This is a genomic window from Paenibacillus humicus NBRC 102415 (assembly GCF_004000905.1).
Lineage (GTDB): Bacteria > Bacillota > Bacilli > Paenibacillales > Paenibacillaceae > Paenibacillus_O > Paenibacillus_O humicus.
Map to the genome: position 1 here is coordinate 36183 of NZ_BIMD01000025.1, position 25423 is coordinate 61605.

22 protein-coding genes are annotated in these 25423 nt (G+C 60.0%); 14 read left to right on the forward strand and 8 right to left on the reverse strand.

Going from position 1 to position 25423, the window contains the following annotated elements; all coding sequences use genetic code 11:
• Positions 1–111 precede the first annotated feature (111 nt).
• The 5 genes from PHU01S_RS15475 (at position 112) to PHU01S_RS15495 (ending at position 5284) form a co-directional block, all read left to right on the forward strand.
• Positions 112–1443, forward strand: a complete 1332-nt coding sequence (locus tag PHU01S_RS15475) for an ABC transporter substrate-binding protein (RefSeq protein WP_127508327.1) — start codon at positions 112–114, stop codon at positions 1441–1443.
• 65 nt (positions 1444–1508) lie between these two features.
• On the forward strand, positions 1509–2609 hold the full coding sequence (locus PHU01S_RS15480) for an ABC transporter ATP-binding protein (RefSeq protein WP_127508330.1): 1101 nt from the start codon (positions 1509–1511) through the stop codon (positions 2607–2609).
• On the forward strand, positions 2606–3481 hold the full coding sequence (locus PHU01S_RS15485; RefSeq protein WP_083688668.1) for a carbohydrate ABC transporter permease: 876 nt from the start codon (positions 2606–2608) through the stop codon (positions 3479–3481). Before PHU01S_RS15480 ends, PHU01S_RS15485 begins: the two co-directional genes overlap by 4 nt.
• Positions 3482–3584: 103 nt before the next feature.
• A complete protein-coding gene (locus tag PHU01S_RS15490; protein ID WP_076359501.1) occupies positions 3585–4421 on the forward strand; it encodes a carbohydrate ABC transporter permease in 837 nt (278 codons plus the stop codon).
• Entirely contained in the window at positions 4418–5284 is an 867-nt protein-coding gene (locus PHU01S_RS15495; RefSeq protein WP_127508333.1) for a glycerophosphodiester phosphodiesterase, read from the forward strand. The genes PHU01S_RS15490 and PHU01S_RS15495 overlap by 4 nt, the downstream gene beginning before the upstream one ends.
• 95 nt (positions 5285–5379) lie before the next feature.
• Here the strand turns inward: PHU01S_RS15495 and PHU01S_RS15500 are convergent, their stop codons facing one another.
• The 3 genes from PHU01S_RS15500 to PHU01S_RS15510 form a co-directional block, all read right to left on the reverse strand.
• The gene (locus PHU01S_RS15500) at positions 5380–5940 is read right to left on the reverse strand and encodes a hypothetical protein (RefSeq protein WP_076359357.1); all 561 of its coding nucleotides are present in this window, start codon (positions 5938–5940) and stop codon (positions 5380–5382) included.
• Between the two features lie 226 nt (positions 5941–6166).
• Positions 6167–7618, reverse strand: a complete 1452-nt coding sequence (locus PHU01S_RS15505; RefSeq protein WP_127508336.1) for a serine hydrolase domain-containing protein — start codon at positions 7616–7618, stop codon at positions 6167–6169.
• A 377-nt stretch (positions 7619–7995) separates the two neighbouring features.
• A complete protein-coding gene (locus PHU01S_RS15510; protein WP_127508340.1) occupies positions 7996–9009 on the reverse strand; it encodes a zinc-dependent alcohol dehydrogenase family protein in 1014 nt (337 codons plus the stop codon).
• Positions 9010–9125: 116 nt separating this feature from the next.
• Here PHU01S_RS15510 and PHU01S_RS15515 point away from each other — a divergent pair, with 116 nt between their 5' ends.
• Entirely contained in the window at positions 9126–9536 is a 411-nt protein-coding gene (locus PHU01S_RS15515; protein WP_076359360.1) for a winged helix-turn-helix transcriptional regulator, read from the forward strand.
• A gap of 75 nt (positions 9537–9611) precedes the next feature.
• On the opposite strand, the gene PHU01S_RS15520 is transcribed toward PHU01S_RS15515, so the two are convergent.
• Entirely contained in the window at positions 9612–10982 is a 1371-nt protein-coding gene (locus tag PHU01S_RS15520) for an MATE family efflux transporter (protein ID WP_307721809.1), read from the reverse strand.
• A 141-nt stretch (positions 10983–11123) separates the two neighbouring features.
• Entirely contained in the window at positions 11124–12158 is a 1035-nt protein-coding gene (locus PHU01S_RS15525) for a LacI family DNA-binding transcriptional regulator (protein ID WP_127508343.1), read from the reverse strand.
• Positions 12159–12606: 448 nt separating this feature from the next.
• On the opposite strand from PHU01S_RS15525, the gene PHU01S_RS15530 reads away from it, so the two are divergent.
• The 8 genes from PHU01S_RS15530 to PHU01S_RS15565 all read left to right on the forward strand — a co-directional run bounded on the left by PHU01S_RS15530 (position 12607) and on the right by PHU01S_RS15565 (position 20663).
• The gene (locus PHU01S_RS15530; RefSeq protein ID WP_127508346.1) at positions 12607–13941 is read left to right on the forward strand and encodes a sugar ABC transporter substrate-binding protein; all 1335 of its coding nucleotides are present in this window, start codon (positions 12607–12609) and stop codon (positions 13939–13941) included.
• 134 nt (positions 13942–14075) lie between these two features.
• Entirely contained in the window at positions 14076–15410 is a 1335-nt protein-coding gene (locus PHU01S_RS15535; RefSeq protein WP_076359503.1) for a carbohydrate ABC transporter permease, read from the forward strand.
• On the forward strand, positions 15407–16249 hold the full coding sequence (locus tag PHU01S_RS15540) for a sugar ABC transporter permease (RefSeq protein WP_076359363.1): 843 nt from the start codon (positions 15407–15409) through the stop codon (positions 16247–16249). Before PHU01S_RS15535 ends, PHU01S_RS15540 begins: the two co-directional genes overlap by 4 nt.
• On the forward strand, positions 16246–17904 hold the full coding sequence (locus PHU01S_RS15545) for an alpha-amylase family glycosyl hydrolase (protein WP_127508349.1): 1659 nt from the start codon (positions 16246–16248) through the stop codon (positions 17902–17904). Before PHU01S_RS15540 ends, PHU01S_RS15545 begins: the two co-directional genes overlap by 4 nt.
• Before the next feature lie 185 nt (positions 17905–18089).
• Entirely contained in the window at positions 18090–18521 is a 432-nt protein-coding gene (locus PHU01S_RS15550) for an SET domain-containing protein (RefSeq protein WP_076359504.1), read from the forward strand.
• A gap of 148 nt (positions 18522–18669) precedes the next feature.
• Positions 18670–18948 carry a hypothetical protein gene (locus tag PHU01S_RS15555; protein ID WP_127508352.1) on the forward strand — a complete coding sequence of 93 codons (279 nt, stop codon included), beginning with the start codon at positions 18670–18672 and terminating at the stop codon, positions 18946–18948.
• Between the two features lie 39 nt (positions 18949–18987).
• Positions 18988–19692, forward strand: coding sequence for a winged helix-turn-helix domain-containing protein (locus PHU01S_RS15560; RefSeq protein WP_127508355.1), 705 nt, complete (start codon positions 18988–18990; stop codon positions 19690–19692).
• A gap of 2 nt (positions 19693–19694) precedes the next feature.
• On the forward strand, positions 19695–20663 hold the full coding sequence (locus PHU01S_RS15565) for an S-layer homology domain-containing protein (RefSeq protein ID WP_127508359.1): 969 nt from the start codon (positions 19695–19697) through the stop codon (positions 20661–20663).
• A gap of 63 nt (positions 20664–20726) precedes the next feature.
• Here the strand turns inward: PHU01S_RS15565 and PHU01S_RS15570 are convergent, their stop codons facing one another.
• The 3 genes from PHU01S_RS15570 to PHU01S_RS15580 all read right to left on the reverse strand — a co-directional run bounded on the left by PHU01S_RS15570 (position 20727) and on the right by PHU01S_RS15580 (position 25421).
• The gene (locus PHU01S_RS15570; protein ID WP_127508362.1) at positions 20727–21824 is read right to left on the reverse strand and encodes an amidase domain-containing protein; all 1098 of its coding nucleotides are present in this window, start codon (positions 21822–21824) and stop codon (positions 20727–20729) included.
• 227 nt (positions 21825–22051) lie between these two features.
• Positions 22052–23827 carry an alpha-glycosidase gene (locus tag PHU01S_RS15575; protein ID WP_127508365.1) on the reverse strand — a complete coding sequence of 592 codons (1776 nt, stop codon included), beginning with the start codon at positions 23825–23827 and terminating at the stop codon, positions 22052–22054.
• Between the two features lie 175 nt (positions 23828–24002).
• Positions 24003–25421 carry an FAD-dependent oxidoreductase gene (locus tag PHU01S_RS15580; protein ID WP_127508368.1) on the reverse strand — a complete coding sequence of 473 codons (1419 nt, stop codon included), beginning with the start codon at positions 25419–25421 and terminating at the stop codon, positions 24003–24005.
• Positions 25422–25423 lie beyond the last annotated feature (2 nt).

Below are 25423 nucleotides of genomic sequence, written 5' to 3' on the forward strand. Positions count from 1 at the left end.
GGAGAGACCTTAACCCGCCGCGGATCGATATCCGCGGTACGGTTAAGGTCTCTTTTTCTGCGCACCTGCGCTCCGGCCGGATCAAACCATATCTTGGAGGGGATCCGTATCATGGCAAGAAAAACGATGACCGCAGCGATGTCCATCCTGCTCTCCGCGGCGCTTGCCGCTTGCGGCACAGGCGGGGACAACAAAGGAACCGCCGAGGCGGAAGGCGGCTCGAATGCGGCAGCGGCGGGATCGGCTGCATCCGAAGGCAAGATCACGATCAGATATTGGTACGCCTTCGGAGACAAGATCGAAGAAGCCAAGCAGCATCTCGTCAAGGAATTCAACGCTTCCCAGGACCGGATCGAGGTCGTGGCGGAGCATCAGGGCAATTACGACGACCTTCATGCCAAGGTGCAGGCGGCTTTCGCTGCCGGACATGCTCCCGCCGTCACCGATCTGGAGATCGCCTCCACGGGAGTATTCGCCCGCTCCGGCATGCTGGAGGAGCTGACGGCTTATGCGGACCGGGACAAGGACCAGCTGCAGCTGGACGATTTCAATCCCGGCCTCATGGGCAACGCCTATGTCGACGGCAAGCTGTACGGGCTCCCCTTCATGCGCAGCACGCCGATCCTCTACAAGAACGTCACGATGCTGAAGGACGCCGGACTCGATCCGCAAGGGCCGAAGACATGGGATGAGCTGGAGCAGTATGCCCGCGTGCTGAAGGAGAAGGGCAAGAACGGCATGACGGTGCCGGCCGACATCTGGTTCTACGAGGCGCTTGTCGCCCAGAGCGGAGGCCGGATGCTGAGCGAGGACGGCAAGAAGGCCGCGTTCAACTCTCCTGAAGGCGTAGCGCCCGTAGAATTCTGGAAAAAGCTTGTTGCCGAAGGGCTGATCAAAATTCCGGTAGGCGACGAAGCGGGCGCCACGGCGGACAAGGATTGGGCGAACCAGCTGTCCGCGTTCAAGTTCGGCTCCACGGCAGGCGTCACCGGCAGCCTGGAGATCGCCAAGGGCAACGGCTTCGAGCTCGAGACGGCTTTCATGCCGGCGAACAAATCCTACGGCGTGCCGACCGGAGGCTGCCAGCTCGTCATCACCTCGAAGAGCAGCGGGGAAGAGAAGGAAGCGGCCTGGGAATTCCTCAAGTGGATGACCTCCAAGGAGAATACGATCTACCAGCACAAGCATGTCGGCTATCTCCCGACCCGTGTGTCCGCCGTTCAGAGCGAAGAGCTGCAGACGCATTTCAAGGAGTATCCGCAGTTCAAGGTGGCCGTCGACCAGCTTCAATATGCAAGGCCGCGCCCGATGGAGAACGGGTATCCGGAGGTGGCCCGAATCGTACGGACTGCCATCGAGAAGGCGATCCTCGATCCGAAGACGACCCCGCAGGCAGCGATGGACGACGCGGCCAAGAAGGCGGACAAGCTGCTGTCGAAATAGGCCGGGCTTAGACAAACCGGAGCAGCAATCGGCTATTGAAGGCAAGGATAAGGGGGGAGAGGCCTATGGCGCAGATCGAGCTGCGGAACATCGGCAAGAAATTCAAGCAGGAAGCCGTCATCGAGAATCTCAATCTGACGATCCGAAGCGGTTCGTTCACGGTGCTCGTCGGACCTTCCGGCTGCGGCAAGTCGACGACGCTGAGAATGGTTGCCGGGCTGGAGCGGCAGACGGAGGGCGAGATCTGGATCGACGGGAAATGCGTGAGCGACACGCCGCCGGGGCTGCGGGACGTGGCCATGGTATTCCAGAACTATGCGCTGTATCCGACGATGAGCGTGCGCGGCAACATCGAGTTCGGACTCAAGAACAAGGGTGTCGCGAAGCCGGAGCGGGAGCGGCTGATCGGCGATATCTCCGAGCTTGTGGGGCTGACACCCTATCTGGACAAGAAGCCGCAGAGCCTCTCCGGCGGACAGAGGCAGCGCGTCGCTCTCGCCCGCGCCATGGTGAAGCAGCCGAAGGTGTTCATTCTGGACGAACCGCTGTCCAATCTCGATGCCAAGCTGCGCAGCCAGATGCGGACGGAGCTGATCCAGCTGCACAAGCGGCTCGGGACGACGTTTGTATATGTCACGCATGACCAGGTCGAGGCGATGTCGATGGGAGACGAGATCGTGGTGATGGACAAGGGGGTAATCCAGCAGGCGGACGGTCCCATGGCGATCTATGGGCAGCCGGCCAATCTGTTCACCGCGCAGTTCATCGGGACGCCTCCCATGAATGTGCTGCTGCAGGAAGACATGCATGCTCTCGGCATTCCGGCCATGCCGGGCGTCCATTATGCCGGATTCCGCCCGGAGCATGCGGTGCTGAATCCGCCGGACGGCACGGAGGGCATCATGCTGAGGGGGCGGATCGCGACGCGGGAAAGCCTTGGAGCGGAGCAGATCTACCAGCTTGAGCTTGCCAGCGGCGCCTTGGTTTCCGTCAAAACGTTCCTGAGGCCGATGGAAACGGTGGAATGGGCGGCCGCCGCCATCCCGGCCGAGGCTTTGCATGCTTTCGATGTCCGAGGGAACCGGGTCGAATGCAGCCTGAACGAGTGGAGGGAGGCCGCTGGCGGCGGAATCCTGACAGCGGCCGGAGCCGGAGGACGATCATGACGACCGCCTGGGACAAGCTTCGCCCCTATGGCATGGTCGCGCCGGCCATCCTCGTGTTTTCGCTGTTTTTCATCTATCCCATCTTCTACATGATCTACCTCAGCCTCTTCGACTGGAACTTCGTCAGCCCCGACAAGGCCTTCGTCGGCCTGGCCAACTTCCGGGAGCTGCTGGCGGACGAGGATTTCCGCAAGGTGCTCGGCAACACATCGCTGTACACCGCGCTTGTCGTCTCGCTGACGACCGGCATCTCCTTGCTGCTCGCCCTGTGGCTGAACCGCAGCGGCTGGTTCCATGGCTTCGTGCAGGGAGCGATATTCACGCCGCATATCATCTCGCTCGTCTCGATCTCGCTGCTCTGGAGCTGGCTGATGGATCCGGAGTACGGACTGCTGAACGGCATCCTGGGCTGGGCGGGCATCGGCGGGCTTCCGTGGCTGTCTCATCCCGACACGGCTCTGCTTTCCTTGGTGCTGGTGGCTGTCTGGAAAGGGATCGGCTACAACGCTCTCGTGTTCATCGCCGGCCTGCAGAGCATTCCGGCGGACATCTACGAAGCCGCTTCGCTCGACCGTTCGCGGCCTCTGACCACGTTCCGGCGGCTGACGCTGCCGATGCTGTCGCCGACGATATTCTTCCTGGTCGTCATCAACATGATCGGATCGTTCCAGGTGTTCGAGACGATCGCGATCATGACCGGAGGCGGTCCCGTGAATGCGACCAATACGCTCGTGTACTACATTTATGAATACGGCTTCCGCTTTTTCAAGATCGGATACGCCTCTGCCGCGGGAGTCATCCTGCTGCTCATCGTCGGCGTCCTGACGCTGCTGTACTTCCGCCTGCTGTCCGCCAAAGTCCACTATCGCTGAACAGAGAAAGGAGCGGCATCCAATGAAGGAAGGAATCCAGCAGGCCCAGCTGGGCCTCGGCAAGCCCGGGGCCGGAGCGGCCAAGTCGGAGCCGCGTGCCCGCATGCGGCTGGCGGCGTCCGGCAGGCTGCTGCTCGCCGGCTTCAACCGGGCCTGCATGCTGCTGCTCGTGCTCGTATTCGCCATGCCGTTCGCATGGATGATTTCCACGTCGTTCAAGACGCTGCCGGAAACGATGATTTTCCCGCCCGTATGGATTCCCCGGAATCTCATCTGGGAGAATTACACGGCCGCCTGGAATACGGGACCGTTCCTGCGTTATGCAGCGAACAGCATCGTCATCGCCGTCGGCATCCTTCTGCTCCAGATGCTGACGATCATTCCGGCCGCCTATGCGTTCGCCCGGTACCGGTTCGCCGGTTCGAGGCTGCTGTTCGGCATCGTGATGGTCACGCTGATGATTCCGGCGCAGCTGATCTTCCTCCCCGTCTATCTGGAGCTGAGCGCCTTCAACCTGCTCAACACGCATCTGGGCCTCATCCTGCCCTTCGCCTCCAGCGCCTTCGGCATCTTCCTGCTGCGCCAAGCGTTCATGCAGATTCCCGACGAGCTGATCGAGGCGGCGCGGCTGGATCTGGCCAGCGAGGGCCGGATCATCCTGCGTCTCATGTTGCCGATGGTCAAGCCGGTGCTCGTGACGTTCGCCTTGTTCAGCTTCATCGCGCATTGGAACGATTACTTCTGGCCGCTCGTCATGACGACGAACGAGACGGCCCGCACGCTGCCGCTGGCCATCGCCAAAATCAGGGAAGTAGAGGGAGTCGCGACCTGGAACGTGCTCATGGCGGGCAATCTCATCCTTGTCGCTCCGATTCTCGCGGTCTTTATTGCCTCTCAGCGGCATATCATCCAGGCTTTCGTCTATAACGGGGTCAAATGAAACGGGAGCGCAGGCTTCCATGGAGCCGGCTGCCGGAGCGGCTGCCCGGCTGGCTGTCCGGCTGGCTGTCCGGCAGAGGGCCGAGGCTTGCCCTGCTGGCGTCCTGCTCGCTTCTGCTCATCTCCGCCACGGTTCCGCAGCGCCACCCGGTGCTCGTCGTCGCCCATAGGGGCGCCTCGCACGGCGCGCCGGAAAATACGATGGCTGCCTTCGAGCTGGCCCGCCGCCATGGAGCCGACTGGCTGGAGCTCGACATCCGCCAAAGCCGGGACGGAGCGCTCGTCGTCATCCACGACGAAGCGCTGAAGCGGACGACCGGCGCGGAAGGCCGAGTGCAGGACCATGACCTCGCTGCGCTTCGGCAGCTCGATGCCGGACGCTGGTTCGGCAAGGAATTCGCGGGGGAGCGGATTCCCGAGCTGAAGGATGTCCTGGACCGCTTCCTCGGCCGAATCGGCTTGCTCGTCGAGCTGAAGGATCCGGAGCTCTATCCCGGCATGGAAGATGAGCTGGTCCGGCTGCTTGAGCCTTATGAAGGACGCGGAGAGCTCGCGCTCCAGTCTTTCGACCTCGAGGCGCTGCGGCGCGTGCACGGACGGCTCCCGGGAATTCCGGCGGCGGCTCTCGTACGGGAGCCGGAGGCGGAGAAGCCACCAGCTGGGTTCAAAATAGACTGGAAGGCGCTGGGAACGGAGTTCAGCTCCGTCAATATCCAGTCGGGCCTGGCTGATGCCGCAGTCGTGAAGGAAATCCACGAGGCCGGCGGCCGCGTCATGGTCTGGACGATATCGGGCAGAAGGGAAATGGAACAGGCGATCGGAAAGGGAGTTGACGGCGTCATTGCCAACGATCCTTCCCTGTGAGCAAGAGAAAGAGCCCCGCCGCGGAAAGATTCCGCCGCAGGGCTCTTTCTGATACTGGGGAGACCGCATCTGCGGACCTGGCATGCAGGCTGCGGTCAGGACTTCCTGGACCGGCTCCGCTTGCGCTTGCCGCCCCCCTTGTTGACCGCTGTACCGCCGCCTCCGACCGCGTCCTGCTGAAATGAGCCCGGGCTCTCGATCGTGGAGTTGGTGCCGCCGGTGCTGAACCTTCCGGCTCCGCTCGCGATCTGGGTAGCCGAGGAACTCGGGGATCCTTTCGGCAGCCTGACGACCTGATCGTTGACGATGATGACGACCTCCTTGCCGCCTATGCTGCGCGCCTGCTGCATGAATGGCGGGGAGTACACTCGGGAAGAGCGGCCCGCAGCCCCTTTGTTGATGGCCTTTCCGCCGGCGCCTACGCTTTGCTGCTGACGGGTGTAGGGCGAATTGATTGCGGCATTGCTGCCTGCCGCGCTGCTCCGTCCGGCTCCGCTCGCGATCTGGGTCGTGTTGGGGGCGTTGGTGAACTGGCGGTTGAACACGAATACGAGCCGGCCGATGCCGGCCAGCGGAGCTTTGGCGACGATGCGCCGATTTCCTTTTTGCAGGATTAGAGTGAGCCGATCTGAATTCCTTGCCGTTTTTGCCATCATCCTGCTCCTTCGGTTGTTGTGCTAAAGGATATGCGTTCGGGCGCTTATCGGCAAGGGACAACAGCTGAAAGGGCCGTTCGGGCATCCCGCTCCCCGAACTGAAAAAGATGCCGAAAAAGGCAGCCGAATGAACGGCTGCCTTTTTCTCGAGAATGGATTGCCTGCCAAGGATATCAGGGCTCAGCTAGAAGCTTGTGGGTCAAAACCTAGCGGCTGCACACTCCGCTCAGGCAATCGCAGCCGCATGTCCGGCGATCTTCAGAACCTTGCCGGGCTCCCAGCCGACGTTGGCCGAGAACTGCAGCTCGAGCGCTTCCCCGTCCAGCCGGCATTCAAAGACATACGTGAACGGCGTCTCCACGAGCATCAGCTCAATGCGCAGCGTATCGGAATCCCTCCATGCGAAGCTGCCTTCCACGCGCTGTACGGCGCCTTGTTTGACTTGGCCGAGGCAAATGCGGGCCGCCTCCCACTTGCCGCGTCCCAAACGGACCGCCTGATCATCGCGGCTGCTGCTGCCGAGCACGAGCTCGGCTCCTTGCTCCGCGAAGCGCAGCCCGATCGTTCCGAGCTCCAGCTCGTTCGGCTCCAGATGGAAGACCTTCCCTTCCAGCTGGGCTTCATTCGGGGAGGACGTTCCAGCCTGCAGCGGATCGATGCGCAGCTCCTTCAGCCGCTCGGCAAGCTCAGCCTGCCCCGATTCATCCGGCTCCAGGCTGCTGCCGGACAGGGCAGGCAGCAGCTTATCCCATACGATGTCCAGCACGGCTTGCATATCGGCCACTCCGGAGGTGATGGCGAGCACCGCCTCCTGCTCCGGCATGACCAGGCAATACTGGCCGAATGCGCCGTCGCCCCGGTAGGCGCCGTGACGGCTGCGCCAGAACTGATAGCCGTAGCCTTGCGTCCAGTCGTTGGCGCGGCCGTCGTCGTTGCCGATCTGGAAGCCCGTCGCCTTCTCGACCCAAGCTGCGGGCAATATCCGCTCGCCTTGCCATTCCCCGCGCTGCAAATACAGCTGGCCGAACTTGGCGATGTCCTCGGTCGTCAGGCTCAGGCCCCAGCCGCCGGCCGCGATTCCGCGCGGACATGTTTCCCATGTTCCTTCCGACAGGCCGAGCGGAGCGAACAGACGCGGCTTCAGATACGTCAGCAGGGACTGGCCGGTGACCTGCTGAAGAATGGCGGCGAGCATGTAAGTCGCCGCGCTGTTGTAGGCGAAGTGCGTGCCGGGGGCGTATTCCACCGGCTCCTGCAGAAAGCCTCTGACCCAGTTGTCGTCCTTCTGCACGCTGCCGGTCACGTCGGCGGCATGCCCCGTCCCCATCATCAGCAGATGGCGGATCTCCATCGCGGCGAGGTTGTCCGGCACCGTCTCAGGCGCTTCGTCCGGAAAGAAGCCGATGACCGGGTCGTTGACCGACAGCAGTCCTTCCGCTTCCGCGAATCCGATCGCAGTCGACGTGAAGCTCTTGCTGAGCGAGAACAGCATATGCGGGTATTCCGGCCGATACGGCGCCCACCAGCCTTCAGCGGCCACCTGTCCGCGCCGAATCAGCATGAAGCTGTGCAGCTCCAGCTGCCGTTCGCGAACGGCGTCCAGAAATCCGATGACCGCAGCGGACGGAATGCCCTGCGCCTCCGGTGTCGTTCTTGGCAGACGAGCTTGATGTTCCATGGTTCGATTCCTCCCCGAGCGAGAATGAAAAACGAATGACGCGGAAATGGATGCGTTTTCAAGCCGAGTGATCCAAGCGGTTCCGGCATGCCTCATGCCGGGCGGCGATGACTGCATTTGCGGGTCCTAGCATGAATGGTATCTCAATTGGATAATCGTGTAAAGCGGACTCCGGAACGGGTATGCGCCGACCGGAAGGCAGTGCGGCTATCGTCTCTCGGCAGAAGCGGGGAGCCAAAAAAGCCGCCGGGACGATTCCGTCCCGAACGGCCGCTGCTTGCCCGGCATGCCCATAAAGCCGATCCGGCTGCGCCGATGCCGCTCTCCCATTGCGGGGTGCGGATAGGCTCTTCATCGCCGTCTCGGCATATCCGTTCTTAGAATTTGATGGCGATTTTGCCGAAATAGGAGCCTTCGGCCAGATGCCGCAGCGCTTCAGGCGCCTGCCCGAAAGGGAACACCCTGTCGATGGCCGGACGCAGCCCGCTGGCCGCGATCGCGCGGTTTATCGCCTCGAAATGCTCGCGGCTGCCGACATTGATGGCCTGCAGACGCGCCCTGCGCAGGATGGCGGGCACGAGCTCCAGCCCTTCCACCTTGCCGCCGGAGAGCAGGCCGACGATGCTGATCCGGCCTCCGACCCGCAGCGCGGAGATGGACCGGTTGAGCGTGGCGGAGCCTCCGACATCGACGATATGGTCGGCACCGCGGCCGTCCGTCAGCTCCAGCACCGCTTGGTCCCAATCGGGATTCCGCCTGTAGTTGATTCCGTGATCGGCTCCCAGCCGCAGAGCCCGCTCCAGCTTCTCATCGCTGCCCGAGGTGGCGATGACGACGGCTCCCTGCAGCTTGGCGAATTGGAGGGCGAACAGAGAGACGCCGCCGGTTCCCTGCACGACGACGGTGTCCCCTGCCTTCACCCCGCCTTCCACGACGATTGCCTGCCAGGCCGTGACGCCGGCGCACGGCAGGGCGGCCGCTTCCTCGTCCGACAAATGGGCAGGAACATGCACCAGCCCCTTCTCCGGGAGCACGACGTACTCGGCGAGCATGCCGTTCAGAGGACTCCCGAGCGTGCTGCTCCAATTGTCCCGCGTCGGCTCTCCCGAAATCCAGCTCTGGGTGAAGATGCCTGCAACCCGGTCGCCGAGCTTGAAGGCGGACACGCCCGTTCCGAGCGCGGCCACCTCGCCTGCGCCATCGGATACCGGGATGAGCGGAAGCTGAGCATCCGGATGGTAATAGCCTTCAATGACGCCGATATCTCTGGAGTTGAGGGTGGCGGCCTTGATTTTGACCAGAACCTCGCCGGGTCCGGCCGCAGGCAGCCCGCGCTCCGCAGCTTGCAGGTGCTGAAGTCCGAAGCCGCCTTGGATCTCATAGGTTTTCATGGTGCAGTCGCTCCTTTTGAAGTGGGATAGACATACCATAAGGCAAGAAATACAATGAAGAAAGTAGGCACTTCAAAGTGTGCTGGGAACAAAAAAGTGCATGGGAGGCGAAGATTGTGGCAGCCGAGAGTGCCAACCAGGCCAACCAGGCCAAGCAGCCCGACATATCCGTCACGGCTTGCTCCTACAGCAAGGTGCTGGAGATCATCGCGAGCAAGTGGTCGGCGCTGGTCATCTATGCGCTGGAGGAAGGAAGCGTCCGTTACGGGGAAATGGGCAGGAGAATCGAGGGCATCTCCAAGAAAATGCTCACTCAGACGCTGCGGCAGCTGGAACGGGACGGGCTGGTCCGGCGGGAACTGGAGCCGTCGATCCCTCCGGTGGTCACCTATGAGCTGACGGCACTCGGCCGGACGATGCTGCTGCCCATGCAGGAGCTCAAGAAATGGACCCGGGAGCATTATTCGACGGTTGAGCAGGCGCGGCAGGATTACGACCGCCTCCATTCGGCGGAAGGCGACGGATGACGCCTCCGATGGACGGCAAAAAGCGGCAGCCGGGACGATAGCGTCCTGAACTGCCGCTTATTTTTCATGCCTGAATCAAGACTGCGCAGCAGCCGCCAGCCTGCCCGGCTTCTGGATATGCCGCAAGCGGACCGCGAAGCCGATCGTGGCGAACGTGAGGCCGGCGGTGATGCCGACCCAGAAGCCGTAAGGCCCGAGCTCCGTCCATCTCGCCAAGCCGTAGCCGAGCGGTATGCCGACGATCCAGTAGGAGACGAACGCGACGACGAACGGAATCGTCACATCCTTGTACCCGCGCAGGGCTCCCTGCAGCGAAGCCTGGGAGCTGTCGGACAGCTGGAACAGGATCGCGAACAGCAGGAAGGTGACCATCATGGAGGCGACCTCCGGCTCCTGGGTGTACAGATTCGCGACCGTCGAGCGGAAGAAGTAGAGAAGGACCGCTACGGTTCCCATCAAGCCGACAGCGAGGCTGACGCCGAGCATCGCATACTGGCGGGCATGCTTCTGCCGGCCGGCTCCGGCTTCATAGGCGACCATGATCGTGAGCGCCATGGAGATGCTGAGCGGAACCATGAACAGCAGCGACGAGAAGTTGAGCGTCGCCTGATGCGCCGCGATGGCTGCCGTGCTGAACATGCCGCCCATGAGCAGCGTGACGACCGAGAAGATGCTCGCCTCGAAGAAGGTGGACAGTCCCATCGGCACGCCGATGCCGAGCAGCTCCTTCCAGGCTTTCCAGGATGGAGCGTACCAGCGCGCGAACAACCGGTGGATCCGCAGCGCCTCCATCCGGAACGTCATCCAGACGCTGACGCCGAACACGAACCAATAGGTGATTCCGGTCGCGTACCCGGAGCCGACTCCGCCGAGCCGGGGCAGTCCGAAGTGGCCGAAGATGAGGCCGTAGTTCAGCAGGGCGTTCAGCGGAATGGCGGTCAGCATGATCGCCATCGTCAGCCGGGTATAACCTTGCGCCTCCCAGAAGTAACGGAGCACATAACTGCCGAACAGCGGCACGAGCCCGATGGAGAGCCCGATCAGGTACTGCCGGGCGATGCGATGGACTTCGGCATCCAGCCCCATCAGGCCGAGCACGGGCTCGACGGCGAGGAAGCCGGCAATCGCGATGAGAACGGTCATCAGCAGCGACAAGTACAGCGACTGCACGACAGGCCGGGAAATGCCGTCCGATTGGCCTCGGCCCATCATCTGGCTGATGATCGGCGTGACGGCGAACAGGATGGAGTTCATCCCGGTCATGATCGGCATGAACAGGCTGGAGCCGACGGCCACGCCGGCCAGGTCGTTCGTGCCGGCCCGTCCGGACATCATCGTATCGAGCACGCTCATGGCCGTGTAGCTGACCTGCGTAATGACAATCGGTCCGAGAATGGTCAGGAAGAGAAGGATTTTGCCGCGAAGGGTTGGAGCATGGTGCATCATAGCGATTCGTAACCTCCGATGGAGCCTTGCGACACGGGGGCGTATGTTGCCGATACCAACTTAACAGCCTGGTGGAAAAGTGTCTGCTCATAAAAATAGACCTGCCATGAAAAGGCAGGTCTTCGTATTGTACCACAATAATCAGGATTTGGGGTTGATCCAGTGCATGGAAGATTCCCGGGCGATGAGGCGATGCGGGACGATGGTCCTGCGGCGCTCCTGCGGCTGCCCCTTGAGCGAGCCGACCAGCGCTTGCGCGGCCGTGAATCCAAGCTGGTAGACGCCGATGTCGACGGAGCTTACCGGCGGCGAGGATACCGGCGACATCGGGTTGTTGTTGAAGCCGAATATAGCCATGTCCTGAGGCACGCTGTAGCCGAGCTCGCTGAGCGAGCTCAGGATGCCGAACGCGACGAGATCGTCCATGACGACGAGCGCGGTCGGCCGCTCGGGAGTGCCCATGAGCATGGACATGACGCGGTAGCCGTCATCCTTGAGCTTGGAGGCTTCGATATGGTACCAGTCGGGACGCGGCTCGATTCCGGCCTCTTGCATGGCGGAACGGTAGCCCTCGAACCGGTCGGATGAGACGACCATCTCCAGCGGCCCCCCGACAAAGCCGATCCGCGTATGGCCCTGCTGCAGCAGATGCCTGGTGACGTCATAGGCGGCTTGCCGGTTGTCGTTGTCCACGGTCATGATATCGGGGAATTCAGGCGTGCGCCCGATGAGTACGAACGGGAACTTCTCCTCGTGAAGGAAGCGGACGACCGCGTCCTTGTTGCGCGATTGCAGCAGGATGATGCCGTCGACCCGCCTGCCCTTGACCAGCTTGGTCACGGCCTCGACCTTCTCGCATTCCGTCATGCCCGTCTTGAGCAGCAGATCGTAGCCGGAGCGGTTCGCCTGGCTGAGAATTCCTCGCGTAACCTCCGGGAAGAAGATGTCGAGGAAGGCCTCGTCGGCATTGCGCGGAAGCAGCAATCCGATCGTCATGGTCGTCCGGGAGACGAGGTTTTTGGCCATGGCGTTCGGGTGATAGCCGAGCTCCTCCATGATTGCCTTGACCTTTTTCGACGTCGCTGCGCTTATTCTCGTGCTGCCGGATATGACCCTCGATACGGTCGAAGGCGACACTCCGGCCGCTTTGGCCACATCAATGATCGTTATGTTCATTACCTTGTCACCTGCGCAAACGTTTGTGTGTGAGGATCAAGCAAATTGTAAGCGTGAAGCAAAAAAAATGCAAGCGAGGTTCTTCCTGTTAGTGGTGGATTGTTATCCCACTGCAGCAATTTGGAGCAAATAGAAGGAAACCTAAGAATAAGAGAGCGAAAAACCGGTTTCCCAAAGGTTTCCCAACGAAATTGCCCGAAAACAAGAGTGCAAACGTTTTTACAAGAGAATGAGGCGGCGGGTATGATGGAATCAATCCGATTGACTTGAAGCGCTTTCAAACAGGCGATCGTTCGAAAAACGGCATTTTAAAGATAACGAGACTCTTCTTCCGTACAAACGTTTGCGCTTTTGTAGGGAAATGCCGGCGTATGGACGCCTTTTCTGTGGAGTGCAGGAGGACGCAATCGGAATATCAACGAACCAGCTGGAAGGGGATCAGTAAAAAATGAACAGATGGCAAAAACTCGCCGCCTTCGCGACGGTATGCACCTTGTCCGTATCACTGGCCGCATGCGGCAACGGCAACGATAGCAGCAACAATGCAGGCACGGACGGCAATACGGGAGCCGTCAACGAACCGGCAGCCAACGCTGCAGCAAACACAGGCGCAGACGCGGCCGATGCTCCGGCCATCCAGCCTGAAGAAGGAGCGAGCCTTCTCGTATGGGAAAGTAAAGAAGAGAGACCCTTCACCGACGAGATCGCCAAGGAATTCACGGCGAAATACAACATTCCGGTCAAGATCGACGAAGTCGCTTCGACGGATCAGGTCACGCGCCTCCAGACGGACGGTCCCACCGGCGTCGGCGCCGATGTCATCGTCTTCCCGCATGACCACCTCGGCCGCGCGGTGACGGGACAAATGATCCTGCCGAACGAAGAGTTCGGTGCGGAAACGACCGCGAACAATACGGAAAACTCCATTCAAGGCGTAAGCTACGACGGCGTTCTGTACGGCTACCCGCGCGCTGCGGAAACCTATGCCCTGTACTACAATAAATCGCTCGTTCCCGATGCTCCGAAAAGCTTCGACGACGTCATCGCGCTGGCTTCCAAGCTGAACGATCCGGCTAAAAACAAATACGCCCTCATGTGGGAAGCGGGCAATACTTACTTCAACTATCCGTTCATCGCCTCCACCGGCGGCTACCTGTTCGGCAACAACGGCACCGACAAGGCGGATCTCGGCATGAACAACGAGGGCGCCCTGGAAGGCATGAAGGTCTACCAAAGCCTGAAGGCGATCCTGCCGATCAAAACCGGCGACGTGAACCCCGACATCAAGCGCGGCCTGTTCACCGGCGGCGACGTGGCGATGGACATCAACGGTCCTTGGGAACTGAGCACGTACAAAGAAGCGCTCGGCGACAAGCTCGGCGTCGCTCCGATCCCTATGGTCGCAGGCAAGCCGGCCGTATCCTTCTCCGGCATCAAAGCCTGGTACGTCAGCTCCTACAGCCAGTACCCGAACGCAGCCAAGCTGTTCGCGGAATTCGCTTCCGACAAGAAGGCCCAGCTGCTGCTGAACTCCAAGGTCGGTTCCATTCCGACGAACAAGGAAGCTCAGGCCGATCCGCAAATCACGGGCGACGAGTACGTGAGCGGCTTCATGGAGCAGTTCAAGAACTCGCAGCCGATGCCTAACATTCCGGAAATGAACAACGTGTGGTCTCCGATGGAAGCCGCCTTCACGACGGTATGGAATGACAACAAAGATCCTAAGGCCGCTCTCGACAATGCCAAAAAGCAAATCGAAGAGCTCATCGCAAGCAACGGCTAAAGCTCTCCCCCGGCGACCGCCGGAACCAAGCAGACCGATATAGAAATACACAAAAGAAAGGTTCACGCCGCCCCGCGCGCATCCGTGCGCGCGGAAGGCGTGAACCTTCATTTTAGGAGAAGGAGAGAAGCATGATGTCTTATCAACCGGCTGTACAAACAGAGAAGCCGCAGGCGTCTACGCGCGGAAGAATGGCAGCCCTGCTGTCTCTGCTGTGCGCGGGCCTCGGCCAGCTCTATAACCGGCAATGGATCAAGGGACTCATTCTGCTCGCCGTCGAAGCGGCAGCTGTGCCGTTCTTTACGAGCAAGCTCGGCCATGCCGTCTGGGGAATCTGGACGCTGGGCGAAACCAAACGCAACATCGGAAAGAAAATCATGGGAGACAACTCGACCATCCTGCTGATCGATGGCTTGATTGTCCTTTTGCTGTTCGCGCTGTTCCTGCTCATCTACGTTCTCAATATCAAAGACGCCTACAAAGTGGGTTCCCAGATCGAAGCCGGCCGCAAGCCGAACAGCTTCATCCAATCCCTTGCCTATATCCGAGACAACAAGTTCGCCGAGGCGTTCCTGGTCATTCCCGGCATCGGCGTCCTGTTCCTCACCGTCATGCCAATCATCTTCATGATCATGCTCGCCTTCACGAACTTCTCCGCGCCCAACCACCTTCCGCCGGCGAGCCTGGTCGATTGGGTGGGCTTCGACACGTTCAAGAAGCTCGTCACGCTGAAGACATGGAGCCATACGTTCTACGGCGTCTTCATCTGGACGATCATCTGGGCCGTGCTTTCGACGGTTACGACCTACTTCGGGGGCTTCCTCGTCGCGCTGATCATCCAGCAATCCGATATCAAGCTCAAGGGACTGTGGCGCACGATCCTGATTCTCCCGTACGCCATCCCGCAGATGATCTCGCTGCTCGTCATGCGCAACCTCTTCAATGGTCAGTTCGGCCCGATCAACCAATATCTCGGCTACTTCGGACTAGGCAGGGTGCCGTGGCTGACCGATCCGATGTGGGCCAAGGCGACCGTCATCATCGTCAACATGTGGGTCGGCATCCCGGTCTCCATGCTGCTGATCATGGGCATCCTGACGACCATTCCGAAGGACATGTACGAAGCCGCCGAGGTCGACGGAGCGAGCATGTGGCAGAAGTTCCGCATCGTCACGCTGCCGATGGTGCTCTTCTCGACAGGGCCGATCCTGATCACCCAGTTCGCGGGCAACATCAACAACTTCAACGCGATCTTCCTGCTTACCGACGGCAACCCGGTCAAAGGCGACTATCAGTATGCCGGCGCGACCGACCTGCTCGTTACCTGGCTCTACAAGCTGACTCTCAATCAGAACCAATACGCCTTCGCTTCGGCGATCGGCATCATCATCTTCATCCTGGTCGCGTCGATCTCGATCTATAATTACCGCAGAACCCGTTCGTTCCGGGAGGAGGATATGATCCAATGAACCGTAAAACAAGCAAAATCTTCCGGCTTTCCCTCAGTTACCTGTTTCTCGTCATTTCCTGCGTATGCGTGCTTTACCCGACCGTCTGGGTCGTTCTCGCTTCCTTCCGGCCGGGCAAATCCCTGTACAGCAAAACGCTGATTCCGGAACGATTCACTCTGGACCACTACCGGGAGCTGTTCACCTCCAAGAGCTTCCTGTTCGCGGACTGGTACATGAACACGCTCAAGATCGCGCTGATGACGATGGTGCTCGGCACGCTGCTCGTGCTGCTTACCGGCTACGCCGTCTCGCGGTTCCGGTTCAAGGGGCGCCAGAACGTGCTGTCGGTCGTCCTCGTGCTGGGCATGTTCCCGGGCTTCATGAGCTTGATCGCCCTGTACATCCTGCTGAAGTCGATGAACCTGATGGATACGCATTTCGCGCTCGTGCTCGTCTACTCCATGGGAGCCCCCATCATGGGCGCCTTCCTGGCCAAAGGATTCTTCGATACGATTCCAAGATCGCTCGACGAGGCCGCGCGAATCGACGGAGCGAACAACATCACCATCTTCTTCCGGATCATGCTGCCGCTCTCGAAGCCGATGCTGGCCTACCTGGCTCTGACGCAGTTCGTCGGTCCCTGGGTTGACTTCATCTTCGCGAAAATGGTTCTCCGCACCCGGGAAAACTTCACGGTGGCGGTCGGCTTGTATGAGCAGATCTCTTCCATGCAGAACAGCAACTTCACGCTGTTCGCGGCTGCTTCCGTCCTGATCGCGGCTCCGATCGCCATCCTGTTCATGTTCATGCAGCGCTTCTTCGTCGACGGCCTCACCGCAGGAGCGAGCAAAGGATGAGGAGCTGGCCGAAATGGCTTGCCGCCGGCATCCTGGCGACAACGGTGCTGTCCGGCTGCGAATCCGGGTCCGGCACCGATTCCGATCCGGCCAACAACGGCAAGGAAGCGGAGAATGCCGTCGCTCCAAGCAAGGCGCCGGCCGCATCTCCGCCGGCCTCTCCCGCTGCCGCCGCCGTTGACGAGCAGCCCTCCACGGTATGGTACGAAATATTCGTCCGCTCGTTCTATGACAGCGACGGGGACGGCATCGGCGATCTGAACGGCGTCACCGAGAAGCTGGACTATGTGAAGGAGCTTGGAGCGGAGGGCATCTGGCTCATGCCGATCAATCCGTCCCCGAGCTACCATGGCTACGACGTGACCGACTATCGCGCCGTCAACAAGGATTACGGCTCGATGGACGATATGAAGCGCCTGCTGGACGAAGCCCACAAGCGCGGCATCAAGGTCATCATGGATCTCGTCGCGAACCACAGCAGCACCGACAATCCATGGTTCATCGACTCCGCCCAAGGAAAGTCCAGCAAGCATCGGGACTGGTATACTTGGGCCGAGGACAAGGGCATCGAGAAGCCCGCGGCGGTGAGCGCGACCAACGGCCAAGCCTGGCACGAGAAGAACGGCAGCCATTATCTCGGCGTATTCTGGGAAGGCATGCCCGACCTGAACTACGACAATCCCGAAGTGCGCGCCGAGATGATCTCGATCGCCGACTTCTGGCTCAGCGCCGGCGTGGACGGCTTCCGCATCGACGCGGCCAAGCATATCTACGATGACTTCAACACCTCGAAATCCGATCCGCAGACAGCGGCGAAGAACAAGAAGTGGTGGCAGGAATTCCGGACGGGCATCATGGAGAAGTACCCGGACGCCTATCTCATCAGCGAGGTATGGGACGGACCGGGAACGATCGCGCCTTATCTCGATCATGCCTTCGATTCCTCCTTCAACTTCAACCTGAACGATTCCATCCGCAGCGCGGTCGCCGCCGAGCGGGCGCCCGGCATCGCCGGCAGCCTGGATCGGGTCTACAAGGCGTTCGAGAAAAGCTCGGGCGGCTCCTTTGTGGACGGCCTGTTCATCGGCAACCACGACTTCGACCGGCTGGCCAGCACGGCAGGCAGTCCGGAGCATGCGAGGATGGCTGCCGGGATCGAGCTGACGCTGCCGGGCAACCCGTTCATCTACTACGGCGACGAGCTCGGCATGAAGGGCGCCGGGCGGGACGAATTCAAGCGGCTCCCGATGCGCTGGCATTCGGCCGGCAGCGGCAAGGGCCAGACGGACTGGCAGAAGGATCTGGCGAATCCTGCCTCCTCGGGCGTCACGGTCGAGGAGCAGGAGAACGATCCTTCCTCGCTGCTGAGCCTGTACAAGACGCTGATCCAGTGGCGCGTCTCCGAGCCCGCTCTGCGGGATGGCGGCATCGCGCCGTCGACCGTAAAGGGGGACGGCATCGAAGCGTACATGCGGCTGACAGCCGCCGATCGCGTGCTCGTCGTCCACAACCTGAAGGGCACCGCCCAGAAGGTGCAGCTGGACGAGGCGACGGCTGCGGCTTTTGCCGCCGTCGCGCACACGACCTCGCCGGATAGCGCGCTGTCCGGCGGCCTGCTGGATATGGCTCCTTACAGCACCGTAGTGCTGAAATAAACCGCCTTGAAGGGCACAGACAGGACCGCAGGCGCTTGGCGCCTGCGGTCCTGTTCGCATTTGCCGATCATAGGGACCATAAGGTACAATTAGGCTTTCAGGCCGGCCGCTCTCATCGCCATATCGCAGTCCCATCGCGCCTGGCGTCCGGCATCAATCCATTTTGGAAGGCTCAGGTGACAGGCATGCTCGAAGTTAAAACCTCGCCGATCAGCGGGGGAGAATTCCGGCGCGGCGTATTCGCCACGCAGGATATCAAGAAGGGCGAGCTGATCCATGTCGCGCCCGTCATTCCCTATCCCAATGAAGATCACGAGCATATCGAAAAAACGATTCTCGATGATTACGTCTATAACTACGGCGCCAACCATACGGCGATCCTGCTCGGGTTCGGCAGTCTGTTCAACCACTCGTATACGCCCAACGCCACGTATGACATCAACTTCGACACGCACAGCTTCGATTTCTTCGCCTATACGGACATCAAGGCCGGCGACGAGGTCTTCATCAACTACAATGGCGAAGAGGACAATATGGATCCGCTCTGGTTCATGGAAGAGGATGATGAAGGCGAAGCGGATGAGGATAGCGAAGCCGACGGCAAAGAAGCGGAATAAGAACGTCAGCGGCAGGCAAGTCCCGCGGCTCGAAATATCCACTTCGACCATTCAGATCGTATTTTACGGCAAGGTGCACGGCTGGCGAACATCGCCGCTTTGCGCCTTTTTCGGCGTGCTTCGTTCCGGTTGATGGCAGGAAGCAGCGGTGCCTCGGACTCCGCCCGCCCGGAAATGGAATGCTGCGGCGCGCGGAGAAGAACAAGAACGCGATGCGAATGCAGCTGCCGCCGCTGCCGCCGATCTCGATATCGGGGGAGTTCGGGCCTTAATTGGACATCCATTATTTAACAATATGTTATTTGTATCATCCTCTACTACTTTAGAACTTGATTTTGATGAAATTGATTTTTTGGTCCTATTAACATTATTAGGGAAAAAATTTAAGTTGAGAGAGAAACATAGATGGCCGCTGCGGCGTCAATAGTACGGACAGCGCCGGCGAGCCGAAGAAGGGAGTCGCAAGATGCCCATCGCCGTGGTCACGGACCGATTCGAGAAGGGACAGTTTTTGTGCCGATTGTTCCGCGAGGCCGTCTGCATGCTTTATTCCGCCAGCAAGCTGCTGGAGGATGGAGAGTACACCCTGGTCATTTTTGTCGTCGACCGCATGGGGGAGGAGGAATGGATTCATCTCAAGAGTTTGCTGGAGCTTGGCATCGAAACCTACTTGATGGTCCCCGAGACGCTGTCCGAGGAAGAGGCCGCCATGGCCCATGTTGCGGGAGTCAGACACATTCTTCATCAGCCGCCTCCCCACGATCAGCCTTTGCTTGAGGAGCATCGAGCTGAGGCTGAACAGGTCGGCAAGTCCCCGGCTTCGTTTGCCGGCCGTATCCTGGATGTAGGCTGCGGAATCGTTTTTCATCCCGAACAATGCTGGGTAGGCGATGGCAAGGAAATCCGGGTGGAGCTCTCCGAGAAGGAAGCCTGCCTGCTCTCGTACTTCATTCGGCATGAAGGGAAGCTTATCACCAAGCATGCTCTTGCCGCCGAGCTTTGGGGCGGATTCATTCAGCCGAGCGGAGTCTTGAAGCTCATCAAGCGTTTGAAGATCAAGCTCGGTCCGGCAAGCGCCACGATCTCATCACGCAAATCGGGAGGTTGTCTGTATACCCGGGAGCCATCCGGTCCAGGAGCAATGGCCCAAATCCAATCCATGGAGGGTTAAGGATGAAACTCAACAAGAAACGTCTGGCGGCGCTGGTCGCATTCAGCGTCTGCGCCTCAATTGCGGGTCAAGTCACGGCGGCGGAAGCAGGCTTTGCGGATGTGAAGCAAAGCCACTGGGCTTTCGGCAGCATTCAGAAGGCAGTCGCAGAAGGAATCGTAACGGGGTATCCCGACCATAGCTTCCACCCCGCTCAAAGCGTCACCCAGAGCGAGTGGCTGGCGATGCTGGAGCGGGCTTATGAGCCGGCGGACTTCAAGCAGCCCGGCTCCGGCTCCCCGTGGGATGCCGCTTATGTCTCCTATGCCAAAAGCAAGGGATGGAAGCTGCTCCCGGCAGGAGGCGTCCTTAGCCGCGGTCAGGCAGCAGGCCTGGCGGTGAATGCTATCGGCCGGAACTATGGCGAGGACGACTCCGTGCAGTACCTGCTCGACACCGATCTGGCCAGCGGCCAGAGCCGGAAAACGGTAGCCGGTTACGGCAAAGAGAAGCCTTTGACGCGGGCGGAGGCCGTCACGTTCATCCAGCGTCTGAAGGAGAAGCTGCCGGAGCTGAAAGCGGCGCCGAAGGACAAGCAAAGCTATGACCGGAGCGAAAACGTGTTTGTCTATCGAAACGAGCCATACAAGTTCACTCTGGCGATGCCGCTGAGCTGGAAGAATGCATTTGAGGTCGAAAAGGCTGCTGATAAGGATATCTTATCCTTTACAAGAGTGCCTAAAAGCCGTTTTGGAGGCATTGTTTTTGCCATCTCCACAAGGCCGAAAGAAGAATGGGAAGCCAACAAAGAAAATGTGATCGGCGAATATGCCAATCTTCATGTTCTTGGCGAGCTGGAGGGTCAGGTATATGTCTTTGCGCCTCCAACGGATGTGGAGTGGGATCCAGAGGACAAGACAGAAACGGATGCCTATCAAAAAATGGCCAAGGAAGCTTTCCGTTTCTGGTCGACATTTGAGTTCATCAAGTAGGCTGCAGGCGGGCGTACGGCCAAGGGGGGAGGCTTTTCGCCTCCCCCCTTGGCCCGTTTCCGCTTAGGAATTGAAAACATAGAATTCATATGCAGAAGTTGAGAAAGTGGCGAAGGAATGCTTCAACCGGTCCGTCGTGTGGGCGCTGTAAGTCATGGTCGTCCCGTCATTGGCGACAACCATCATGACATGGGAATTGCCTTCTTGAACATCATTGATGATTCCTCCGGCCGCAGTGGTCGTTTTTGTCGCTTTCTTGAAATACCCCTTCGTTCCGACCATGTAATCCATAAGCCCGTCATCTCTGTTTTGTCCCGTATTTATCCACGCGATCGTGTAAGGCTTCCAAGTCGCATCGGTCGGGATACCGCCCGCTTTCAGCGCTTGCGAGACGAAGTTGGCGCAGTCGTTGTCGTAATACGTGCCGTACTCCTTGGTATTGTATTTGGTGGGGTCAGGGTCTCCCGGCGATCGTTCGGAAGTCCATTTGTTGGCGTAATCCCGGGCGGCCAGACGGTCGTAGGAGACGGCCGCCACGGCTGCCGAGGGCTTGACGGAAATGGAATCCGAGGCGGCTGCGGACAGATCCTGCACTCCGCTCAGCGCGAGGGCGGATGGCGATGCCGGGACGAATGCAGATGCCGGAATCCATTCCTCTACGTTCTGGAACTCCAGCTTCAACGTGGAAGCTTCCATAGCCCCATCATTTACTTGAGCCGTGAGCAGGAAGGAGTCGTTCTGCTCCTGCTTGGCGCCGATGTATTCCTGAAATTCTTTTTTCCGCTGTTCCACGTAGCTCGCGGCTCGAGCGGCGTTTCGGTCTTTGGACAGCTTGAGCGTTTCAGCGCCTTTCATGAGGCCCTGAACGTATGGGATTTCCTCTACAGATTTCGATTTCAGCGTTTTGACCAGATGAATGTCGATTTGGGCGCTGAGCTTGCCGTCCGCGATGCTGAACGACTTGGCATTGGAATCGTAGGCATCGATCGTGTAATAGGGGCCATAGGCTTTCTGGACATAATCCTGCACGGTTCGGATGGCGGCTGCCTGCAGATCGGCACTGGGGCTTGAGGCTGGCGCAGCCGTCGCAATAGGAGAAACGCTGACGCTGACAAATAGGCCGACTAGAAGCGAAAGGCTGCCTGTTCGGATAAGTTTCAACAATAAAACCTCCTTAAGGGAATAATTTCAATTTAATTATATAATAAGAAATAAAATGCAATCATGCGGCTGGATGGGACAAACCACGCCCTGAGCAAGGCCCAAGCATGGACAAAGCGCCCCCGGCTGGGCGGAAATGGAGTTTCCGACCGGCTGAGAAGGCCGATCATTCGGCCAAAGCAAAAAGGACTTCCCCATCCGCATGATGGGGGAGTCCTTGGCGTGGCCTACAAGCCGATGACGACCGGGTTCGTATGCGGCGCCGAGCGCAGCAGCGCGAAGCCGTGCGCAGGCAGCTCGATCTTCAGCTTGCCGGCTGTTGCGGCATGGTCCGTGCCGCCCAGAAGCTCGGTCCATTGGCCTTGCTGCACAGGCAGGAGGACAGAAGCGGCTTCGCCGCCCGAGTTGACCGCGATCAGGAAGTGGTCATGCTCGTCCTTGCGCTCGATGACGAGCAGATCGTCGCCTTCGGCCGCATGGACAAAGCCGAGCGTTCCGCCGCTGCGGAGCGCGCGATGCTCCTTGCGGATGGCGATCAGCTGCTGGAAGTGGCGGAACAGGTCGCGGTCCTGCTTGTCCTCGTCCCATTCCATGCATTTGCGGCAATCCGGGTCGCCGTCGCCGTCCAGGCCGACCTCGTCGCCGTAGTAGATGCAAGGGGCGCCGGGGAAGACGAACTGGAGCAGGGTGGCGAGCTTCATCCTTTCCTTGCTGCCGCCGCACAGCGTCAGCAGGCGCTCCGTGTCGTGGCTGTCGAGCAGGTTGAACGCGGCTTCATTGGCCTGGTCCGGATAGCTGGCGAACAGCTCGCCGATCTTGTGGGCGAATACTTGCCCGTCGATGACGCCCTTGGCGGCATAGTCCACGACGAGCTTGGTCAGCGGGTAGTTCATGACGGCGTCGAACTGGTCGCCCTGCAGCCAAGGCAAGGAATCGTGGAAAATCTCGCCGAGGATGTAGGCATCCGGATTGACGGCCTTGATCGTCTTGCGGAAGTCGCGCCAGAAGTGCATGTCGACTTCGTTGGCGACGTCAAGGCGCCAGCCGTCGATGCCGATTTCCTCGATCCAGTATTTGGCCGCTCCGAGCAGATACTCCTTCACTTCCGGATGCTCCGTGTTGAGCTTCGGCATCAGCGGCTCGAAGGCGAACGTCTCATAGGTCGGCAGTCCGTCCTTGACCGCGATCGGCCATTCCATGACGTGGAACCAGTCGGCGTACTTGGATTTCTCGCCGTTCTTCTGCACATCCTTGAAAGGCAGGAATTCCTTGCCGCTATGGTTGAATACGGCGTCGAGCATGACGCGGATGCCGCGCTCATGGCAGGCGTCGACCAGCTGCTTGAGCAGCTCGTTCGTGCCGAAGTGGGAGTCGACCTTCATGTAGTCGGAGGTATCGTATTTATGGTTCGTCGTCGCCTGGAACAACGGGTTGAAGTAGATGGCCGTGATGCCGAGCTCCTGGAGATGGCCGAGATGATCGAGGATGCCCTGCAGGTCGCCTCCGAAGAAATTGTCCGGCTTCGGAACCCCGCCCCAAGGCAGCACGCCTTCCGGATCGTTGGATGTGTCGCCGTTGGCGAAGCGCTCCGGGAAGATCTGGTAGAAGACGGCGTCCTTCACCCATGCCGGCGGCGTGTACACGTCGACAGCGTTCAAATACGGGAAGTCGAACATGCCGTTCGGATCCAGCGGCTCATCCTCGCGGAAGCCCTTTTCTTCGAAGTACAGCTCTTCGCTCGCAGAGCGAAGCAGGAAAGAGTAGCGGAGACGGCGCAGGGAAGGCTGGACCTCGGCCTGCCAGTAATCGAAGCGGTCGTCGCTCGGCAGCTTTTTCATGACGAGGCGCGAGACGGTGCGGTCCCAGGCGTATTTGTCTCCATGGATGAGAATGACCTCGTTCAGGTCGTCTTTCTTGGTGCGCAGGCGGATATGGATCGTGCGGGTGTCGTAGCCGTAGGCCCAGTTGGCCTTGGGACGGTGGAGAATGGACTCAAGATTCATGCGGCGCAAGCCTCCCTAGAGATGGCAAAAGCAAGTCACATGCAAAAAAAGGCACAACCGGGCGCGAAGATTGCTCGCGAGGTTGTACCTTACTTTTTCAGCGGGTAACATTGCCTTTGTCTTTTTACCGATTATACCTTACATGCGGCCTTGTTGACAATACGAAAGCCGCTGCTCATGCGGTTTTTCGCTGGTGGCCGCCATTCGGGACTTCCTCACCCGGAGCGGTCTCCGGAGCCGTCTTCGGAGCAGCCCCGGCACGCTGCCGCTCGGCTGCATGCCCCGCCTTGTTGAGCAGGTTCCACGGATGGTTGTAATGCGGCTGGAAGAAGAAGTCGGCATACGCCAGATCCTCCGCCGTCATCCGGTTCTGGATGCATACCGACAACGTATTGGCGGCTTGCGTAAGATCGGCCTTCGACATGACCTGTGCTCCCAGTATGCGTCCCGACTCCGATTCATATACAAGCTTGAGCAGGACATCCTCATAGTCGGGCATGAACTCGGGACGGCTGGCTTCCTGGACTGTGACGGCGGACGCTGCGATTCCCGCCGCCTTGGCGGCTTCCTCGGTCATGCCGGTCGAGGCGATGTTGAGATCGAACAGCTTGATGCCCGACGTGCCCTGCGTGCCCCGGTAGCGGACGAGCGGCTCCAGCAGGTTTTTGCCGACCAGCGTTCCCATCCGCACCGCGTTGGTGGCCAGCGGGATGTATGCCTGCTTGCCCGTAGGATTGTAGCGCACGGCGCAGCTGTCGCCTGCGGCCAGCACGTCAGGGTTGCTCGTGCGCATGTAATCGTCGACGAGAATGGCGCCGTTGTCCAGCATGTCGATCTGCCCCTTCAGCAGATCCGTGCCGGGTCGGAATCCGATGCAGAGCACGACGAGATCGGCCTCGTAGCTGCCGCCTGCCGTCATCACCCGCTGCACGCGGCCGTCCTCTCCCTCGAAGCCCGTCACCATCTCGCCCAGGGCGGTGCGGATGCCATGGCCCGCCAGCTCCTCCTCGGCCAGCGTCGTGAACTCGGCATCCAAATACTTGGCCATGACGCGGTCCATATTGTCGAGCAGGACGACTTCCTTGCCGAGCTCCCGGAACGCTTCGGCGAGCTCGATGCCGATGTAGCCCGCTCCGATGACGGCTACCCGGCGCGCATCCTTCGAGCGCGAGATAATTTCCTTGGCGTGGAAATAGTTTTTGCACAGCTGGATGTTGTCGAGGCCGATTCCTTCCATGCGGGGAACGACCGGCCACGAGCCGGTCGTGACGACCAGCTTGTCGTAGCTGTCGCGGAACTCCTCTCCCGTCTCGAGGCTGCGGACGGTGAGCGTCTTGGCCTCCGTGTCTACCTGCATGACCTCATGCAGCATGCGGGTCGTGACGCCGAGCTCCGCGAGCTGCTGCGGCCGGCTGTAGAACAAGCTGTCGGGATCCTTCACGACGCCGCCCACATGAAGGGCGATGCCGCAGGACAAGAACGAGATGTTGTCATTGCGTTCGTATACGGTGATGTCGGCCTGAGGGTGCTCGGCTGCGATCGTCTTGACGGCGGCGGTGCCAGCATGCGTACATCCAATAACGGCTATTTTCATCG

Coding starts and splice junctions, on each gene's coding strand:
- PHU01S_RS15545 (WP_127508349.1), top strand. CDS start 16,246: ATGAGGAGCTGGCCGAAATGGCTTGCCGCCGGCATCCTGGCGACAACG.
- PHU01S_RS15575 (WP_127508365.1), bottom strand. CDS start 23,827: ATGAATCTTGAGTCCATTCTCCACCGTCCCAAGGCCAACTGGGCCTAC.
- PHU01S_RS15580 (WP_127508368.1), bottom strand. CDS start 25,421: ATGAAAATAGCCGTTATTGGATGTACGCATGCTGGCACCGCCGCCGTC.
- PHU01S_RS15495 (WP_127508333.1), top strand. CDS start 4,418: ATGAAACGGGAGCGCAGGCTTCCATGGAGCCGGCTGCCGGAGCGGCTG.
- PHU01S_RS15565 (WP_127508359.1), top strand. CDS start 19,695: ATGAAACTCAACAAGAAACGTCTGGCGGCGCTGGTCGCATTCAGCGTC.
- PHU01S_RS15480 (WP_127508330.1), top strand. CDS start 1,509: ATGGCGCAGATCGAGCTGCGGAACATCGGCAAGAAATTCAAGCAGGAA.
- PHU01S_RS15525 (WP_127508343.1), bottom strand. CDS start 12,158: ATGAACATAACGATCATTGATGTGGCCAAAGCGGCCGGAGTGTCGCCT.
- PHU01S_RS15505 (WP_127508336.1), bottom strand. CDS start 7,618: ATGGAACATCAAGCTCGTCTGCCAAGAACGACACCGGAGGCGCAGGGC.
- PHU01S_RS15510 (WP_127508340.1), bottom strand. CDS start 9,009: ATGAAAACCTATGAGATCCAAGGCGGCTTCGGACTTCAGCACCTGCAA.
- PHU01S_RS15485 (WP_083688668.1), top strand. CDS start 2,606: ATGACGACCGCCTGGGACAAGCTTCGCCCCTATGGCATGGTCGCGCCG.
- PHU01S_RS15535 (WP_076359503.1), top strand. CDS start 14,076: ATGTCTTATCAACCGGCTGTACAAACAGAGAAGCCGCAGGCGTCTACG.
- PHU01S_RS15540 (WP_076359363.1), top strand. CDS start 15,407: ATGAACCGTAAAACAAGCAAAATCTTCCGGCTTTCCCTCAGTTACCTG.
- PHU01S_RS15500 (WP_076359357.1), bottom strand. CDS start 5,940: ATGATGGCAAAAACGGCAAGGAATTCAGATCGGCTCACTCTAATCCTG.
- PHU01S_RS15560 (WP_127508355.1), top strand. CDS start 18,988: ATGCCCATCGCCGTGGTCACGGACCGATTCGAGAAGGGACAGTTTTTG.
- PHU01S_RS15475 (WP_127508327.1), top strand. CDS start 112: ATGGCAAGAAAAACGATGACCGCAGCGATGTCCATCCTGCTCTCCGCG.
- PHU01S_RS15550 (WP_076359504.1), top strand. CDS start 18,090: ATGCTCGAAGTTAAAACCTCGCCGATCAGCGGGGGAGAATTCCGGCGC.
- PHU01S_RS15530 (WP_127508346.1), top strand. CDS start 12,607: ATGAACAGATGGCAAAAACTCGCCGCCTTCGCGACGGTATGCACCTTG.
- PHU01S_RS15520 (WP_307721809.1), bottom strand. CDS start 10,982: ATGATGCACCATGCTCCAACCCTTCGCGGCAAAATCCTTCTCTTCCTG.
- PHU01S_RS15490 (WP_076359501.1), top strand. CDS start 3,585: ATGCGGCTGGCGGCGTCCGGCAGGCTGCTGCTCGCCGGCTTCAACCGG.